General features: G+C 41.0%; 12 protein-coding genes. 6 read left to right on the top strand and 6 right to left on the bottom strand.

What is annotated here, in order from left to right:
• Positions 1-95: 95 nt before the first annotated feature.
• On the top strand, positions 96-1,274 hold the full coding sequence (locus FTV37_RS14025) for a hypothetical protein (protein ID WP_180064146.1): 1,179 nt from the start codon (positions 96-98) through the stop codon (positions 1,272-1,274).
• An 85-nt stretch (positions 1,275-1,359) separates the two neighbouring features.
• On the opposite strand, the gene mnmE is transcribed toward FTV37_RS14025, so the two are convergent.
• The 5 genes from mnmE to rpmH form a co-directional block, all read right to left on the bottom strand.
• The gene (gene mnmE / locus FTV37_RS14020; protein ID WP_180009134.1) at positions 1,360-2,715 is read right to left on the bottom strand and encodes a tRNA uridine-5-carboxymethylaminomethyl(34) synthesis GTPase MnmE; all 1,356 of its coding nucleotides are present in this window, start codon (positions 2,713-2,715) and stop codon (positions 1,360-1,362) included.
• Positions 2,716-2,807: 92 nt separating this feature from the next.
• Positions 2,808-4,574, bottom strand: coding sequence for a membrane protein insertase YidC (gene yidC / locus FTV37_RS14015; RefSeq protein ID WP_168379514.1), 1,767 nt, complete (start codon positions 4,572-4,574; stop codon positions 2,808-2,810).
• Between the two features lie 5 nt (positions 4,575-4,579).
• Positions 4,580-4,900: a membrane protein insertion efficiency factor YidD gene (gene yidD, locus FTV37_RS14010; RefSeq protein WP_078189510.1), complete on the bottom strand. Its 321-nt coding sequence runs from the start codon at positions 4,898-4,900 to the stop codon at positions 4,580-4,582.
• Between the two features lie 9 nt (positions 4,901-4,909).
• The gene (gene rnpA / locus FTV37_RS14005; RefSeq protein ID WP_078189509.1) at positions 4,910-5,302 is read right to left on the bottom strand and encodes a ribonuclease P protein component; all 393 of its coding nucleotides are present in this window, start codon (positions 5,300-5,302) and stop codon (positions 4,910-4,912) included.
• A gap of 31 nt (positions 5,303-5,333) precedes the next feature.
• The gene (gene rpmH, locus FTV37_RS14000; protein WP_000831329.1) at positions 5,334-5,468 is read right to left on the bottom strand and encodes a 50S ribosomal protein L34; all 135 of its coding nucleotides are present in this window, start codon (positions 5,466-5,468) and stop codon (positions 5,334-5,336) included.
• Positions 5,469-6,127: 659 nt separating this feature from the next.
• On the opposite strand from rpmH, the gene dnaA reads away from it, so the two are divergent.
• The 5 genes from dnaA (at position 6,128) to FTV37_RS13975 (ending at position 12,936) form a co-directional block, all read left to right on the top strand.
• Positions 6,128-7,513 (top strand): chromosomal replication initiator protein DnaA, encoded by a 1,386-nt coding sequence (gene dnaA, locus FTV37_RS13995; RefSeq protein WP_111885711.1) that lies wholly within the window; start codon positions 6,128-6,130, stop codon positions 7,511-7,513.
• A 108-nt stretch (positions 7,514-7,621) separates the two neighbouring features.
• A complete protein-coding gene (gene dnaN / locus FTV37_RS13990; RefSeq protein WP_180005503.1) occupies positions 7,622-8,770 on the top strand; it encodes a DNA polymerase III subunit beta in 1,149 nt (382 codons plus the stop codon).
• Positions 8,771-8,793: 23 nt separating this feature from the next.
• Complete coding sequence (gene recF / locus FTV37_RS13985) at positions 8,794-9,876, top strand: DNA replication/repair protein RecF (RefSeq protein WP_078194447.1); 1,083 nt, start codon at positions 8,794-8,796, stop codon at positions 9,874-9,876.
• A 43-nt stretch (positions 9,877-9,919) separates the two neighbouring features.
• Positions 9,920-12,388: a DNA topoisomerase (ATP-hydrolyzing) subunit B gene (gene gyrB, locus FTV37_RS13980; RefSeq protein WP_180064145.1), complete on the top strand. Its 2,469-nt coding sequence runs from the start codon at positions 9,920-9,922 to the stop codon at positions 12,386-12,388.
• A 170-nt stretch (positions 12,389-12,558) separates the two neighbouring features.
• Positions 12,559-12,936, top strand: coding sequence for a hypothetical protein (locus tag FTV37_RS13975; RefSeq protein ID WP_180064144.1), 378 nt, complete (start codon positions 12,559-12,561; stop codon positions 12,934-12,936).
• Positions 12,937-13,467: 531 nt separating this feature from the next.
• Here the strand turns inward: FTV37_RS13975 and FTV37_RS13970 are convergent.
• Complete coding sequence (locus FTV37_RS13970) at positions 13,468-15,405, bottom strand: ATP-binding cassette domain-containing protein (RefSeq protein WP_180056038.1); 1,938 nt, start codon at positions 15,403-15,405, stop codon at positions 13,468-13,470.
• Positions 15,406-15,434: the final 29 nt, after the last annotated feature.

The following is a 15,434-nucleotide window of genomic DNA, read 5'->3' as shown; positions in this document are numbered from 1 at the left end:
GGTGCTTCTTAAACCCAAAAGCAATTAAGAAACCCTATAAAAATCAATCAAATTAAATTAAGATCTTGTGTGATGTGATTCAAAAATTTAAAAAAATGCTAAAAATTCAATGTCAAATTAACACTGCGGAAAATCAAATCATCGCCAGCAGCAAATACGGGAATATTCACTATATTTTACCGTTTGAATCCTTACCGCAATTAGAAACCTATGATTTTATCGTTTGGGGCTTTTTACCCATTGCCATGCGCCTAGGCATCCCACTGCATGTAGAAGGACCTATTTCAATACAAACCCTCCACTCCGCACGTGAAGTTTCAACGGTCTGGGCCGCTTGGTTACCTGATTTATATCAACCAGTCATGCTCAGTGCTGCATCGATTATCCAAACACCACCAGCAAACCAATCCACTCAAAATTTAAGCTTTTTTAGCGGTGGGATTGACTCTACTTATAGTACATACAAAGCTTTTCTTGAAAATGGGCAAGACTCTGATTGTCTCACTGTGCATGGAATGGATTATAAATTTGATGACCATGAAAAATTTCAGGCCTTAATGGATCAGACCCATAGTTTTAGAAGCCAAGTTTTTAAGCAAAGTCGCGTGGTAAAAACCGATGCTTACGCGCTGTACAGTAAATATGGCTGTAACCCTAAAGGTTCGCATGTCACACATATCTTTTCGCTGTTTTCCTGCGCTTCGATTTTTGAACATTACCAGCAATATCGAATTTCAGCCGATTACCGTTTAGATCAACAATTATTCGTTCATCCCTATGGCTCAAATACGGCATCCAACCGATTGATGAAGAACCGATCTGGGGTCTTAATCACCCTCGACGATGATGTCACGCGATCACAAAAAACCGCATTTTTAAGCCAATCTGACTTAGATTTACAAACCCTGTCGATTTGTGTGGACTATAGGGCTCGACCAAAAAATTGTGGTCAATGCAGTAAATGTATGCGCACCAAAGCCATGTTTTATGCCACTAGCCCCGAAATTCCCGATATCTTTTTAGATCGTCGCTTTGAAAAACAGTGGTATCAATCCATTCCATTAAGTTCAAAAATTAATCGTGCATTTTTAATTGATATTTTGTCAGCGGTCGAAAAATCCTCGCAACAGCAACAATTTCCAGACTATGCAACACTCAAAGTCAAAGTTGAGGCTGTATCGAAAAGAGCAGCAATCAATCCTTTTTATGAGATGAAAATAAAAGATGTGCTGAGAACGATCATTAAAATCATTTTTGGCTCAAACCCACGCTAAAGCGATGCAAAAAAGCACGATGTTTTCGAACATCGTGCTTTGGATGGATCTATCCATAGGTGAAATGAGGAGCTCAATCGTTTTATTACTTTCCGATACAGAATGATCCAAAAATCTTCCCTAGCAAATCATCCGCACTGAAATCGCCGGTAATTTCACCTAAGGCATTTTGCGCCAAACGTAGAGATTCAGCCACCAACTCACCCGCATGATAAACCACCAACTGCTCACGTGCTTCTGCAAGATAGCGCTGAGTGCGCTTCATTGCGTCTAAATGGCGTGTTCGAGCAATAAAGGTATCTTCCTCTGGTTGAAAGCCTGCATGCGCTGTAATCGCATCAATAAGCGCTTGAACGCCAGTTTCTTGTTTAGCCGAAACGCGAATATGTCGAAAACCGTTTAAATCGGTAATTTCCGCGGTAGATCCCGTCAAATCGCATTTATTACCAATCAACATCAAACGCTTCGGTTCAATATGATCGGCAAAGTACGCTTGAGCCAATTGTAGTGGATCTTCGCCCTGACTCAAGTCATAGACCAAAAGTAACAAGTCAGCTTGCTCAATTTCTTTAATTGCGCGACGAATCCCTTCTTTTTCGACGATATCACCGGTTTCACGTAAACCAGCGGTATCGGTCAAGGTAATCGGCAAACCATTGAGGCTGATTTTTTCATGTAAAACATCACGTGTCGTACCTGCAATATCCGTCACAATCGCACGTTCCACACCCGCCAAAGCATTGAGTAGAGATGACTTACCTGCATTGGGTTTACCTGCAATCACCACTTGTAAACCTTCACGTAGTAACTGACCTTGACGAGCAGACTGCTGTACAGCATGGACCGAGCTTGCCACTTCATCCAATAAGCCCAAAATCTTACCATCCGCCAAAAAGTCGATTTCTTCTTCAGGAAAATCAATCGCTGCTTCCACATGCAAACGCAAATGGATAAGTTTTTCTAGCACCGTATTGACCTTGCTCGAAAAGGCACCTTGTAATGAACGTACCGCTGAACGTGCCGCTGCTTGTGAGGTGGCATCAATCAGGTCGGCAATCGCCTCGGCTTGCACCAAGTCCATTTTGCCATTTTCAAAGGCGCGCATTGAAAATTCGCCCGCTTTTGCAGCAATAGCACCCAATTCAAGTAACCGTGCCAATAATGCATTTTGAATAACGGGGCCGCCATGACCTTGAAGCTCCACCACATCCTCACCCGTAAAGGAGTGCGGATTTGGAAAGCAAATCACCAAACCTTCATCCATGATTTCATTCGATGCATCATAAAACTTACGGAAACCAGCAAAACGTGCTTGTGGTAAGGATTGCTGCGTTAATGCTTCTGCAATGGCATAAGATTTGGGACCAGACAGGCGAATCACGCCGACACCACCACGACCCGGCGGTGTGGCAATTGCTGCGATGGTGGTTCGGTTTAACATAAAATTCACCTAAAAATTTTCAAACGACAGATAAAGAAAAATCCGCCTAAGATTACCATCTTAAGCGGATTTATTCAGCCCATCAGCAATGCTTAGTTTGCTGAGTCAGCTGCTTCACGTTTTAAACGGTCTTTTTCAACAGATTTGTTAATCAAACCTTGTTGAAGAATAGTAATACTGTTGTTACAGATCCAGTAAAGCACAAGGCCCGCAGGGAAGAACAACATAAATACCGTAAAGATCACTGGCATGATTTTGAAGACTTTCGCCTGCATTGGATCAGCCGGTTGTGGGTTCAAACTTTGCTGAATGAACATGGTCAAGCCCATTAATAGCGGCAAAATAAACCATGGATCCATCGCAGATAAATCTTGAATCCAACCTAACCATGGCGCATGACGTAGTTCAACAGATTCCATCAATACCCAGTACAAAGCAAGGAAGATCGGCATTTGGAGCAATAACGGCAAGCAACCTGATAGTGGGTTCACTTGTTCACGTTTATACAATGCCATCATTTCTTGCGAGAAGCGCATACGGTCTTCACCGAACTCTTCTTTCATGCGTTGCATTTCAGGTGCAATCACACGCATTTTCGCCATAGAGCGGTAGCTCTTCGACGACAATGGCCACAAGATCAGTTTCACCAGAATCGTCAATAGAATAATTGACCAACCCCAGTTACCCACTAAACCATGGAAGAATTGTAGGCCTAAGAACAACAATTTCGCGATTGGCCATAACCAACCATAGTCTACAGTTTGGTTCAAACCAACAGCCAAATCTTTCAATTCAGACTGAATTTTTGGACCTGAATAGAACGTTGCATCTACTTCTGCCACAGTTCCTGCAGGAACATTGATTGCAGGCGATGTGAACTGAATAATGTTCATATCATCGGTAGATTTACGTGACTCAAATTTCGCAGCGTAGGGTTGACCATTAGCTTGCGTTAATTTGATCTGTCCAGGAATCCATGCACTCACGAAGTAATGCTGAACCATTGCAACCCAACCGCCAGTTGCTTCAACATTCAATTTTTCTTCATTGAAGTTGGCAAATTTAAGTTTGTTGTAATGTTCTTCAGGCGAACCCCATGCACCACCAAGGAATGTACCTAAAGTGAAAATACCTTGATCAGATTTACCTGGATCTTCAGAGTTGTCGCGTTTAAGCTGACCAAACATCTGACCTTGCCAGTTCTGAGCACTGCGGTTCACGATTTTATGATTCACGACAACAGGGTATTCACCTTCAGTGAAGTTAAAGGTTTTAATAACCTCTACACCATCTGCTGTTTTATAAACCATCGGTACTGACAAAACTTTTGCTGTTTGTCCATCTTTACCCTTCACAGTTTTTGCGTCATTTAACGTATATGAAGATTTTTCAATCTCATACGTCGGACGTCCTTTCGGATTGCTGTCCGGGCCATTGAGACCAATTAAGCCAGACTGAGCAACATAAGTCCGTTTTGCATCGCTTTCAAGCATTACAAACGGTTCGTCGCTGTCTTTATTTTTGTCATGATTGAGTAATTCAATACGAACAATATCGCCACCCTTTGGATTAATCCAAAGATGGTAAAGGTCAGTTTGTACTGAAATTAACTGTTGACTAACAGGTGCAGTGGCATCTGTTGTTTGTTGTGTAGCAGCATTATTTGCTTGCGGCACATCAGTAGCAGCCGTAGCTGTCTGGCCATTTGGTAAATCGGCAGATACTTCATGCGTTACCACCGCAGCATTTTGCTGAGGTTTTTGTTCCGCATTTCCATAATCTTTCTGCCAAGCCAAAATGAGCAAATATGCGACAACAAACATGGCCCCTAGAATTGCAATCCTGGCCCATTGTTGCATAGGTATTACCCCAAGTGGTTAGAGTGATTTTGGTTCAATAAACGTTCACGAAAGGGTACAGCAACGTGAAGCGTTTGAGAATCTATTTGCTGAAATGAAATAAAACGAATTGCTTTTGATGGAACAGGATCATAGCCTGAACCGCCCCAAGGATGACAACGGCAAATACGCTGAACAGCTAGACACACTCCACGTACAGCACCATGTTGATGGACTGCTTCCAAAGAATATTGAGAACATGTTGGAATATAACGACAGCGTGGTCCCAATAAAGGACTAATCGCAATCTGATAGAAACGAATGAGCCAATGCAGCAAACGAACCATTGGTCATCTCTACGCTTGTGGGGAGGTAGCTATTTTTTTATGCTTATTTGCAAGGCGCTGCAATTTTTGCCAAGCAAATTGTAATTGCTGATGCAACTCTGCATTCGGTACCGCCTCTATGCCCATTTTTGGCATAACGACAATATCTAATACATTAGACTGCTGTTGATGCAGGCGAAAACTTTCGCGTGCAAGTCGTTTTACTCGATTTCTTTCATGTGCGCGGCGCACTTTTTTCTTAGCAACAACAATACCCAAACGGCTATTCGGCTGTTCGGAGATTTTTGCTAGAAATAAGAAATGGGGTTGATGCACTTTAAAAAGCGCACCATCGAACACACTTTTATAATCGGCAGCACAGTGTATTCGCACATCTGTGCTAAAGCCGTAAAGTGTTGTCATAACACCCAAGTCTTGACAGTCTTAACTGAAATTAAACAGTTAAGCTGTGACGACCTTTTGCACGACGACGCGCTAATACTTGACGGCCAGCTTTAGTAGCCATGCGAGCACGGAAACCATGAACGCGTTTACGTTTCAACTCAGAAGGTTGGAAAGTACGTTTCATATCGAAACTCCACAAATGATCTTTCAGTAAAGGTTCGCGATTTTAGTGCTCATTGCTTGAGCTGTCAATGAAAAACACGCTTTCTTTCAAAATCTAGGCTGTGATATATCAAGATAATATAAGGATTAGAAATCAGTCAGAAAGTTTTAAATTAAAATATTCACAAACTAAATCATTGTATATATTAATTATTTAAGTTATCTTCAAGTTTACTCACAGATTTATCCACAATCTCAAATTTGTGAATTGGTTTTATGAATTTAAATTTGAATTTAAACCAACCATCAAGTTATCCCCAGAATGGGTCAATCTTATAAATAAATTCAAATTTTAAAATTTAAATTTATTACTATTAGTGTTGATATTTTCTGTGGAAAACGTATTTTTAGATTTAAAAAACAAATAATTACATTGTGGATAACGATGTTTTTATAATTTTGATAGTTTGTGGATAACTTTGTGCTACAATTTATCCACAGCTTGCGGATAAACTTATCCACACGTGATTTAAATTTAAATTTAAACTCAATTTGCGTTTTTTTGATCGATTTCGACTGATTTGTTCATGACAGATGTGGATAAGATGGTTAGAATGGCTGCCCGCTTAGGCGGGGTTGAATTATTTTTTTACGTACAATGGACTGAAATAGGGGTTTCACATGCTTTGGACAGACTGCTTAACTCGCTTGCGACAAGAGCTTTCAGGAAATGTCTATACAATGTGGATACGCCCACTGGTGGCAGAAGATGCAGGTGATAGTCTAAAACTCTATGCACCGAATCCGTATTGGACACGCTATATTCAAGAGCACCATTTAGAACTGATTTCAATTTTAGCGGAACAGTTGTCTGAAGGTCGGGTACGTAAAGTCGAGATTTTGGTTGATTCACGGCCTGGTGCAATTTTATCTGCAGCTGAACAACCGGCAACAACCACCGCAGCATTAGAGTCAACGCCGCAAGTGTCTGCACCGAATCGTCCTAAAAAAGAAAAAGAAGAGACGTCATCAAAGAATAACCGTAAGCGTCAGCTTAACCCATTATTTACCTTTTCCTTGTTTGTTGAAGGCCGTTCCAATCAGATGGCGGCAGAAACCTGTCGTAAAGTACTTACACAACCCGGTGCTTCACAACATAATCCCTTATTTTTGTATGGGCCGACAGGTTTAGGTAAAACCCACTTAATGCAAGCAGTGGGTAATGCATTATTGCAAGCGAAGCCGAATGCACGTGTGATGTACATGACGGCTGAAAGTTTTGTACAAGACTTTGTGAGCTCGTTACAGCAAGGTAAGGTCGAAGAATTTAAGAAAAACTGTCGTTCGTTAGATTTGTTATTGGTGGATGATATTCATTTGTTAGCGGGTAAAGAGGCCAGCTTGGTTGAGTTTTTCTATACCTTCAACGCGTTATTAGATGAATCTAAGCAAATCATTTTAACCTCAGATCGTTATCCAAAAGAACTGACTGAGCTAGATCCACGTTTGGTTTCACGTTTTTCGTGGGGCTTATCGGTGGGTGTTGAACCACCAGATATCGAAACTCGTATTGAAATTTTACTGAAAAAAGCGGAAAGCAATGGGGTGGAACTTCCACGGAATTGTGCGCTGTTTATTGCTCAACAAGTGGTTGCTAATGTCCGTGAACTAGAAGGTGCGCTGAATAAAGTCGTAGCCATTTCTCGTTTTAAAGGCACCCCAATCGATCTAGATGTGGTGCGTGAATCGTTAAAAGATGTGTTGGCAATTCGTGCGCGCACCATCAGTACTGAAAACATTCAGCGTGTGGTGAGTGAATATTTCCGTATTCCATTGAAAGAATTGGTTGGTCCAAAACGTACACGTATTTATGCACGTCCACGTCAGTTGGCTATGGGGCTAGCACGTGAACTGACAGGGGATAGTTTCCCTGAAATTGGTATGGCTTTTGGTAATCGTGACCACAGTACTGTGATGCATGCCTGTGAAAAAGTACAAAGCCTGCGTGAAGAAGATCCAATCTTCAATGAGGACTATAAAAACTTGCAACGTCTGCTGCAAAGTTAAGTCTTTTCGTTCAAATTCTGTTCTTGCAATGCGGTATATTCTGCCGCATAGTACACTGCTAAAAAATTAATTTATTTTGTCTATCTTCAGTTTTTAGAGGAATGTATCGTGCGTTTAAAAATCGCGAAAGAAAGCTTACTGAATGTTCTATCACATGTCGTAGGAGCGGTTGAACGTCGCCATACCTTAAATATTTTATCCAATGTAAAAGTACAGGTAACTGAGCAAGCTTTGACCATTACCGGTTCAGATCTTGAAGTGGAACTGGTTGCAAGCACACCACTTACTGAAGGTGCATGTTTACAAGCAGGAGTGACGACTGTTCCTGCACGTAAATTGATGGATATCTGTAAATCATTACCGTCAGCGGCATTGATTGATTTGCAAATTACTGAAGATCAACGTTGTATTTTAAAATCGGGCAACAGTCGTTTTGTATTGGGTACTTTGCCTGCAGAAGACTATCCATTATTAACCACTGAAAATACTCAAGGCACTCAAGTCGGTGTGACTCAACGTGAGTTAAAGCGTTTATTTGAAAAAACGTCTTTTGCCATGGCGGTTCAAGATGTGCGTTTTTATTTGACGGGTACTTTGCTTGAAATTGATGAAAATCAATTGCGTGCAGTAACGACCGATGGTCACCGTTTAGCGATGTGTGAAACAGTGGCAAGCTCGAATGCGACACAAGCAATGCAAGCGATTGTTCCACGTAAAGCTGTAGGTGAATTGCAGCGTCTATTGAGTGTTGAAGACGAGCAATTATCGTTGTTAATTGGTCGTGAATTATTAAATGTAACGATTACCATTGCCAGCCGTGATAAAGAGCAGGGTGATATTACCGTACGTTTCACCACAAAATTGATCGATGGTAAATTCCCTGACTACCGCCGTGTGATTCCACGTGGTGGTGATAAAAATGTGCGCATTGCACATGATGTATTTAAACAATCACTACAACGTGTGGCGATTTTAAGTAATGAAAAATTGCGCGGCGTATTCTTGAAGTTTGATGCGGACACTTTACAACTTCGTGCCAATAACCCTGAGCAAGATGAAGCTATCGAAGATCTCGCAATTCAATATGCTGATGCACCGATGGAAATGTCATTCAATGCACAGTACTTATTGGAAGTTCTGAATGTGTTGGATGGTGATGATGTTGCAATGACCATGACAGAAGCCAACCAATCTGTATTGGTACAAGATCCACAACAACAAGATCAAACCTATGTTGTGATGCCAATGCGTGTTTAATTCGGACTGACGTCTCAATTATTATGCATATCACGCGTTTACATGTAGAACGTGTTCGAAATTTAAAGACGGTTGCACTCTCTGGGTTGCAACCGTTTAATGTCTTTTATGGGCAAAATGGTTCAGGTAAAACGTCTGTATTAGAAGCAGTACATTTGCTGGCAACCGGACGTTCTTTTCGAACCCATATTCCGAAAAACTATATTCAAAATAATAGCCCTGACGCTGTTGTCTTTGCGCAGTCTGCAACAGACCGCATTGGTATGCAAAAAATGCAGTCGGGCGAGCAAGTGATTAAAGTCAATGGCGACCTAGTGGGGACACAAGGGCAGTTGGCTAAGATTTTACCGCTACAACTCATCGACCCACAAAGTACGGATATCATTGATCATGGTGCGAAGCCACGACGTCAACTTTTAGATTGGTTGATGTTCCACGTGGAACCGGAGTTTTACCATACATGGCAATATTATGCACGGGCATTAAAACAACGGAATAGTTTGCTGAAATCACGACGTCATTTGAGTTTGTCTGACTTAGAACCGTGGAACAAAATGCTCAGTGACTATGGTGAGATCTTGCATAGTCTGCGCAGTAATGTGGTGGAACAGTGGATTCGATATTTTCAACAAGATCTAGAAGCCTTATTGCCTGATTTAACAGTGACACTGGAATACAATGCAGGCTTTCATGCCGAAACAGGGCTGTTGAATGATCTGACCAATCAGCATTTTAAAGACTGCGAGCGTGGCTATACCGAGTATGGTCCGCACCGTGCAGATTTAAGGTTAAAAACCGCTATGGGGGATGCAGATGTTGTACTCTCTCGTGGGCAAAAAAAGTTATTGATCATGGCGTTAAAACTGTCACAGATTGCAATGCTACATGCTTGTAATAAGGAAACTGTGGTATTATTAGATGATCTGACAGCAGAATTAGATTTAACCGCACAACAGCGTTTAATTGAGCGTTTAAGCCATCTTGGTAGTCAAGTTTTTATTACCACTTTAGACCATGATTCAGTGCAAAAACACTTACATGATTTATCTATTTCTTATCAATTATTCAAAGTTGAAAATGGTACGGTGCAGGCTGTTGTGCAATGAAATACCACCTTTGGATAGACCTATTTTTCACTAGGGAGAAACCATGAGTTCAGAAGATCAAGCTGCTTCTCAAACAGAACAAACCATAGAAAAAGCTTATGATTCCTCTAGCATCAAAGTATTACGTGGTCTAGACGCTGTACGTAAGCGTCCGGGCATGTATATTGGTGATACTGACGATGGTACTGGCCTACACCACATGGTGTTTGAAGTTGTCGATAACTCAATTGATGAAGCGTTGGCAGGTCATTGTGACGAGATCAATGTAACCATTCATGAAGATGAATCTGTAAGCGTATCGGATAACGGTCGTGGTATTCCTACCGACATTCACCCAGAAGAAGGTGTTTCTGCAGCAGAAGTGATTTTGACGATTCTGCATGCGGGCGGTAAATTTGACGATAACAGCTATAAAGTTTCAGGCGGTCTACACGGTGTAGGTGTATCCGTGGTGAATGCGCTTTCAAGCAAGCTCGAATTAACCATTCATCGTGCAGGTCAAATCCACCAGCAAGAATATAAACACGGTGATTCCGTGTATCCATTAAAAGTGGTGGGTGAGACAGATCGTACAGGTACACGTGTACGTTTCTGGCCAAGTGCTGAAACCTTCAGTCAAACGATTTTTAATGTCGATATTTTGGCGCGTCGTTTACGTGAATTATCGTTCCTGAATGCAGGTGTGCGAATTGTGCTACGTGACGAACGTATCAATTTAGAGCACGTTTATGACTATGAAGGTGGTTTGTCTGAGTTTGTGAAATATATCAACCAAGGCAAAACTCATCTGAATGATATCTTCCATTTTACCACTCAAGCGGATAATGGCATTGGTGTAGAAGTTGCATTGCAGTGGAACGATTCTTATCAGGAAAATGTTCGTTGCTTTACCAACAACATTCCACAAAAAGATGGCGGTACGCATTTAGCGGGTTTCCGTGCTGCATTAACCCGTGGCTTAAACAGCTACATGGAAAGCGAAAACTTACTCAAAAAAGAGAAAGTGGCGGTTTCTGGTGATGATGCACGTGAAGGTTTAACTGCGATTGTTTCGGTGAAAGTGCCTGATCCAAAATTCTCTTCGCAAACCAAAGAAAAATTGGTGTCGAGCGAAGTGAAAACTGCGGTTGAGCAAGCCATGAATAAATCGTTCTCTGAATATCTTTTAGAGAACCCACAAGCCGCTAAATCGATTGCAGGCAAGATTATTGATGCAGCACGTGCGCGTGATGCAGCACGTAAAGCACGTGAAATGACACGTCGTAAGAGTGCGCTGGATATTGCTGGTTTGCCAGGTAAATTGGCCGATTGTCAGGAAAAAGATCCTGCATTGTCTGAACTTTACTTAGTCGAAGGTGACTCTGCGGGCGGTTCTGCAAAACAAGGCCGTAACCGTAAGATGCAAGCGATTTTGCCGCTGAAAGGTAAAATCCTCAACGTGGAACGTGCACGTTTTGACAAGATGATTTCTTCACAAGAAGTGGGAACACTGATTACTGCTTTAGGTTGTGGTATTGGCCGTGAGGAATATAACCCAGATAAACTGCGTTATCACAAAATCATCATCATGACCGATGCTGACGTCGATGGTTCGCACATTCGTACGCTACTGTTGACCTTCTTCTTCCGTCAAATGCCAGAACTTGTGGAACGTGGATATATTTATATTGCACAGCCACCGTTGTATAAGCTGAAAAAAGGCAAGCAAGAACAGTACATCAAAGATAATGATGCGCTTGAGACTTACCTGATTTCAAATGCAATTGATGAGCTTGAATTACACATCAGTGCAGAAGCACCAGCCATTCGTGGTGAGGCTTTAGCGGGTGTGATTGCGGATTATCAAACCTCTCAAAAGAGCTTGCATCGTCTGACTGTACGTTATCCTGCAAGTGTGTTGGATGGTTTATTGGCAGTAGAAGGCTTTAAGTTAGATCACGCAAATAACCAAGACTATGTACAGACTTGGGGTGAGCAACTACGTGCCAATATTGAGAAAACTCAACCTAGCTTACGTCCTGAATTAAGCTTAGAAACTTTTGAGCATGAAGATACCGAAGGCAATAAGTCAGCGACCTATTTCCCGCGTATTACCATCTATGTTCATAACTTACCGCACCAATACTTGTTAGATTCAGGTCTATTGGGTTCAGGTGAATATGCACGTTTACTCAAAAATTCGAAGAGTTGGTTCACCTTATTGGAAGAAGGTGCTTACCTACAAAAAGGTGAGCGCAAAATTCCAGTAAATAGCTTCCATCAGGTTTGGCAAAACATCCTACAAGACTCACGCCGTGGCATGATGATTCAGCGCTATAAAGGTTTGGGTGAGATGAATGCTGAACAGCTTTGGGAAACCACAATGGATCCTGAGAACCGTAACATGCTGCAAGTAACGGTACAGGATGCGATTGAAGCTGATCGTATGTTCTCTTGTTTGATGGGTGATGATGTGGAACCACGTCGTGCTTTCATTGAAGAAAATGCGTTAAATGCGGATATTGATGCCTAAATTCTGATTACAGAATCATTCAAAAAAGCACTCTTCGGAGTGCTTTTTTTTGTGCTATCTTAAATAAAATTGAATATTAAATCGCCAATTTGTGTTTTATAAAATTGACTTATTCTGATGCTAAGCTCAAATCAAATTGAACTTAGCAGCTAAAAATAAGAGGTCTATATATGATGGACAATCAACTTGAACACATTCGTGACATCTGGGTAAATGCATTTTTTACCGGAAATTATACCGTTCTTGCCGAATACGAAGATGAGCACTTTAAGGTGGTTTATGAGCAAGACGGGCGTGTCGAAAGTAATTATATCCGCTATGAACGTATTGCACATGCAGTGAAAAATGGGGTTTGGAAACCACAAAAACCAGACGTAGAATTTGAAGAATATGAGTTTAATCGTGACCAAACTGAGTGCAAAATTTTAATTGGTTTAGCTGAAACACAGCAGCAAATACAGGAAATCTGGCATTTTGATCAAACCTGGAAAATACAAGAATTACGCTTTTTAAAGGCAAAAAAAGTCCATCCTTCTGCCTTATCTTAAACAATAAAAAGTTTAAATTGATGTAGTCAGTGGAGATAAAATGCATCCATCTTATAAATGTGGGTAAGTTTTGTGAATTTTCACATTTAATAGTGTTCAACATCAAAGTCATTTATAATTGTGGATAATATCATTTAAAAATATTTATCCACAAAAAAGGTGGTTCGATATTTTGAATTTAAAAAATAAAAATGAATTTAAAACCAAGATTTGAATTTAAAAATGGCTTTTATGGATAACTATGGCAATGAGTTTGATGTGAAGTATATTTTTTGAATTCATTTACAAAGTTAGGGTAAAAGCTATCGCTGAATTTTTAGATTCTTTCCGAATAGAAATGCCTTAACGATGCAATAACCAGTTGGATATGAACATTCGATTTTTTAAATATTTTTTAGATTTATAGTGTGATTATTATTGTGAAGTATAAATAAAAAATCGCCGTGGAACATTTAAATTTCACGGCGATTGATTTTTTGAGCTTAAGTTAGGTTTTCTTAATAATGCAAATCTAGGGTTTTGCTTTTTAAATTAAGCCTCAAAACTACTTTCCATTTCTTCTAATTCCATCATTAATTCAAGCATTTGCTCTTCGACAGATTCAAGTTTGGCTTTTAATTCTGTTTGCTCATTCATCAGTTTGAGTAAGTCATCTTTACGACTGGCTTCATATAAAGCACTGTCTGCTAATAATTCCTCGATTTCGTTTAAGCGTGGTTGAATTTTGCTGATTTGCGCTTCATTTTTTTCAATGTTTTTACGAATCGGGCGGGTCAATTCACGCTGACGTGCAGCTTCTTTACGTTGCGCTTCTTTATCGACTTTGGAAATCGTCGGTTTAGTTTCAACTTGAGATTTGATGGGAGTCGGGGCTTGTTGACTATTTTTCATCATGTCGATCCGTGCTTGACGCAGCCAATCGGCATAAGCCACGAGGTCACCATCAAATTCGCGACATTTCCCATGATGTACCAATAATAATTCGTCACAAACACTGGCAATCAATTGACGTTCATGCGAAACCAAAACCACAGCGCCTTCAAAGTCTTGTAATGCCATAGTTAGCGCATGACGCATATCAAGGTCTAAATGGTTGGTCGGTTCATCTAGAATTAAAACATTGGGGCGCTGCCAAACAATCAAAGCCAAAGCCAATCGTGCTCGTTCACCGCCTGAAAAGCCTTCACTTGGTGTATCCATGCGTTCGCCACTAAAACCAAAACTGCCTAAGAATGAACGTAATGCAGCTTCACTGATTTTTTTGTCAGCGATTCGAGATAATTGCAACATTGGGCTGGCATTGCCATCTAAAGCATCCATTTGATGCTGTGCAAAATAGCCAATATTCAACAGTTCCGAGGCTTTGCGTGTCCCTTGTAATAAGGGAAGGTCACCAACCAAGGATTTAATTAAGGTTGATTTACCTGCACCATTCATTCCCAGTAAACCAATACGACTGTTTGGGGTAATCTGTAAATTCACATTGGTGGCAATCAGTTTGTCACCATAGCCAATGTCGACATGTTCCATTTGTAACAGCGGCGAGCTCATTTTGGTTGGCTCACGGAAACTAAAGGTAAATGGCGTATCGACATGCGCGGCAGAAAGTTCCTGCATACGTTCTAATTGTTTAATACGGCTTTGAGCCTGCTTAGCTTTAGTCGCTTTGGCTTTAAAGCGGTCAATAAATTTTTGGAGATGCGCACGGGTTTCAAGTTGTTTTTCATAGGCTTGTTGTTGTTGTGCCAAGCGCTCAGAACGGGTACGTTCAAAGGTTGAATAGTTACCGGTGTAAAGCGTCAGCTCTTGATTTTCGATGTGTAAAATATGATCAGTCACCGCATCTAAGAAATCACGGTCATGTGAAATCAAGATCAGTGTGCCTTCATAAGCTTTTAACCAATCTTCTAACCACAAAATCGCATCTAAGTCTAAGTGGTTGGTTGGTTCATCGAGTAATAAAAGGTCAGAACGGCTCATCAGGGTACGCGCAAGGTTTAAACGCATACGCCAACCACCTGAAAAGCTTGAAACATTGAGCTGGGACTGATGTTCAAAGAAACCCAGGCCAGCCATCAGCTGTGAGGCTTTGGATGGTGCTGTATAGCCATGGATTTCATCAAATCGGCCATATAAGTGTGCCAACGCTTCATTGTCTAATTGCTCTGGATGTTCAAGTTTATGTTGTATATCCCAATATTCTTCATCGCCTGATAGAACGAAATCAATCGCTTTCATATCGAGTGCTTTGATTTCTTGCGCCATATGCGCGACGGTCCATACCGCAGGACGAGTTAATGAACCACCATCAGATTCCATTCCACCTAAAAGTGCAGAAAAAAGAGTCGATTTACCCGCACCATTTACACCGGTTAAGCCGATTTTCCAGCCTGGATGCAATTGCATAGATGCTTTTTGAAATAAAACACGCCCACCGCGACGAATGGAAAGTTGGTCTAACTGAATCATGGAACTAACTAAACAAGAAGAATGTGAGG

Origin of the sequence: Acinetobacter sp. YH16042 (assembly GCF_013417245.1) — a bacterium.
Taxonomy (GTDB): Bacteria; Pseudomonadota; Gammaproteobacteria; order Pseudomonadales; family Moraxellaceae; genus Acinetobacter; species Acinetobacter amyesii.
This window is presented reverse-complemented; position numbering and strand designations above follow the sequence as displayed.

What these genes read in the sequence shown, in the direction of transcription:
- rpmH (WP_000831329.1), bottom strand. Translation starts at nt 5,468, where the DNA reads ATGAAACGTACTTTCCAACCTTCTGAGTTGAAACGTAAACGCGTTCAT.
- yidD (WP_078189510.1), bottom strand. Translation starts at nt 4,900, where the DNA reads ATGGTTCGTTTGCTGCATTGGCTCATTCGTTTCTATCAGATTGCGATT.
- FTV37_RS14025 (WP_180064146.1), top strand. Translation starts at nt 96, where the DNA reads ATGCTAAAAATTCAATGTCAAATTAACACTGCGGAAAATCAAATCATC.
- yidC (WP_168379514.1), bottom strand. Translation starts at nt 4,574, where the DNA reads ATGCAACAATGGGCCAGGATTGCAATTCTAGGGGCCATGTTTGTTGTC.
- rnpA (WP_078189509.1), bottom strand. Translation starts at nt 5,302, where the DNA reads ATGACAACACTTTACGGCTTTAGCACAGATGTGCGAATACACTGTGCT.
- gyrB (WP_180064145.1), top strand. Translation starts at nt 9,920, where the DNA reads ATGAGTTCAGAAGATCAAGCTGCTTCTCAAACAGAACAAACCATAGAA.
- FTV37_RS13975 (WP_180064144.1), top strand. Translation starts at nt 12,559, where the DNA reads ATGATGGACAATCAACTTGAACACATTCGTGACATCTGGGTAAATGCA.
- mnmE (WP_180009134.1), bottom strand. Translation starts at nt 2,715, where the DNA reads ATGTTAAACCGAACCACCATCGCAGCAATTGCCACACCGCCGGGTCGT.
- dnaA (WP_111885711.1), top strand. Translation starts at nt 6,128, where the DNA reads ATGCTTTGGACAGACTGCTTAACTCGCTTGCGACAAGAGCTTTCAGGA.
- FTV37_RS13970 (WP_180056038.1), bottom strand. Translation starts at nt 15,405, where the DNA reads ATGATTCAGTTAGACCAACTTTCCATTCGTCGCGGTGGGCGTGTTTTA.
- recF (WP_078194447.1), top strand. Translation starts at nt 8,794, where the DNA reads ATGCATATCACGCGTTTACATGTAGAACGTGTTCGAAATTTAAAGACG.